The organism is Borreliella yangtzensis (genome assembly GCF_014201775.1).
In the GTDB taxonomy this organism is placed as follows: Bacteria; Spirochaetota; Spirochaetia; order Borreliales; family Borreliaceae; genus Borreliella; species Borreliella yangtzensis.
The window spans coordinates 1-1,849 of record NZ_JACHFG010000058.1 but is presented as its reverse complement, the minus strand read 5'-3'; the positions used below and the strand labels follow the sequence as shown (position 1 = coordinate 1,849).

The window sequence follows — 1,849 nt, the reverse complement described above, 5'->3', positions numbered from 1 at the left end:
CCGTATTAGCAATACTGGAAATTATTGTTTTTATTGATTTTATAAGAATATTAATAAAGAAGTTTTAATACAAATAAAAGACAAGACTATTTGTTAGTCTTGTCTTTGAAAATTTATGCTTACAAAATAATTTCTTAATTTAAATTATGTTCATACATGTCATATAAATCTTGAAAGTTTCTAAGTCTAATACTAAAAGACTCATTTATTTTTTGTTTATCGTACACTTTTACTTTTAAAACTCTGCTTGATAGTGCTTTTTTAAGAAAGTTGGACATTTCATTGTCTTTCAAAACTAGAACGCTATTGTCTTCTACAATCCATTGCTTGCCAATTGAACTTATAATGGGTTCTTCTTTATCAAAAGAATAGCTAATAATCATATTTTTTATGTTGTTAGCATTCTTCAATATTTCTTTTTTAAAGAAAAGAACAATTTTTGATCCTTTTTCAGAGGTACCCCCAAATCCAAAACCATTGATATCCTCTATTAATCCTTTTTCTGCTTTCTTTTTGTCTTTTGCTTTAGTTTCATCAGTATTGCTAAAAGCTTGCCCAATAGCAGTTCCAAATATATACAGAAAATTAAAAACATCTTTATCAGCCGCTACAAAAAAATATCCTTTCTTATTTTCATCTTTTTTATCACTTACTTTTAAATACAAACTATTTTCCTGCATTTTAAAATCTTCAAAATTAACATCATCATTCTTGTCATTATAGATACTTCTTAAAAATTCGTTAGCATTTAAAGAAAGTAAAGCAAATAAAAAATATAAAATAATATAAACTCTTTTCATTTATCAAAATTCCCCAATATTAATAAGAAAACAAGACTAACAACTAGTCTTGTTTTTCATAATTTACATTTTCAAAAACCATTTTTATTATTTTTCTCTTATAACTTTTTAAGCTCTTCTTCAATCATTTGAAGTAACTTGGTTATAAATTTCTTTTCTGTTTCAAAGACAATATATGCAGAATTATCGCCTACTATATCCTCAAGATTAAAATCTAGCCTTTTAGCATAATCAAAAGTTTGTTGTTCAATGTTTCCAAGTTTTGCTTGATTATCTTCAGATAGATCATTGGATTCTTCTTCCTTTTCTTCTTCTACTTTCTTTTTAAGTTCGTCTAATGCAACTCTAAGATTTTTTACTTTTTCTTTAGTACCTTCTAAATTTTGTTTTTTTTCTTGTACTTCTAAATTTTGTTTTAAATATTTAACACTTGCATCATTATTGCACGACATTATCAATAAAAAAACAGCACAAGTGATAAACATTATTATTTTTTTATTCATAAATTACTCCTCTCCTATATATTTAACTTCTATTTTAAATTATTTATTATCAATCTCTTTAAGCTCTTCTTCAATCTTTTGAAGTGCATCCTCTATTATTCCTTTAGACATATCACCAGTATCAGAATCACAAGAAGAATTTACATTTAAACCTAAATCTTTAGCTTCTTTAAAAGCTTGTGCCCCAACACGCCCTTGATTCTGATTTGTATGTCCATAAGTTTCTCCACCTGCAGATTCAACTTGCTTTTTATACCCTTCAAATTTCTTCTTAGCCTCTTCTAATTTTTGTTTTCTTTCTTCTTTTTTCTTTTTTAAACTTTCTTCAAGTTCTTTTAACTTTTCTTCAATTTCTTTCTTATCTTTTAATTTTTTCTCTAATTCTTCTTTTATCTTTTTTACTTTTTCTTCATACTCAGAATATGTTCCAATAGGAGTCTTTTTTGGATCTGTTTTATCTATTGTTTCTTTTAATTTTTTAATTTGTTCTTCAATCTCTTTTGTATCATTTATATCTTTTATATCCAAAGTATTTAAAGTATCTAA

General features: G+C 25.3%; 3 protein-coding genes. All 3 read right to left on the bottom strand.

Annotated features, from left to right (window positions below; genetic code table 11):
- Nucleotides 1-134: 134 nt before the first annotated feature.
- Entirely contained in the window at nt 135-800 is a 666-nt protein-coding gene (locus HNP68_RS06695) for a hypothetical protein (RefSeq protein ID WP_183221679.1), read from the bottom strand.
- 98 nt (nt 801-898) lie between these two features.
- Entirely contained in the window at nt 899-1,303 is a 405-nt protein-coding gene (locus tag HNP68_RS06690; RefSeq protein WP_183221677.1) for a hypothetical protein, read from the bottom strand.
- A gap of 39 nt (nt 1,304-1,342) precedes the next feature.
- Nucleotides 1,343-1,849 (bottom strand): ErpL protein (locus tag HNP68_RS06685; RefSeq protein WP_183221675.1); only part of this gene is annotated, 507 nt, incomplete at its 5' end.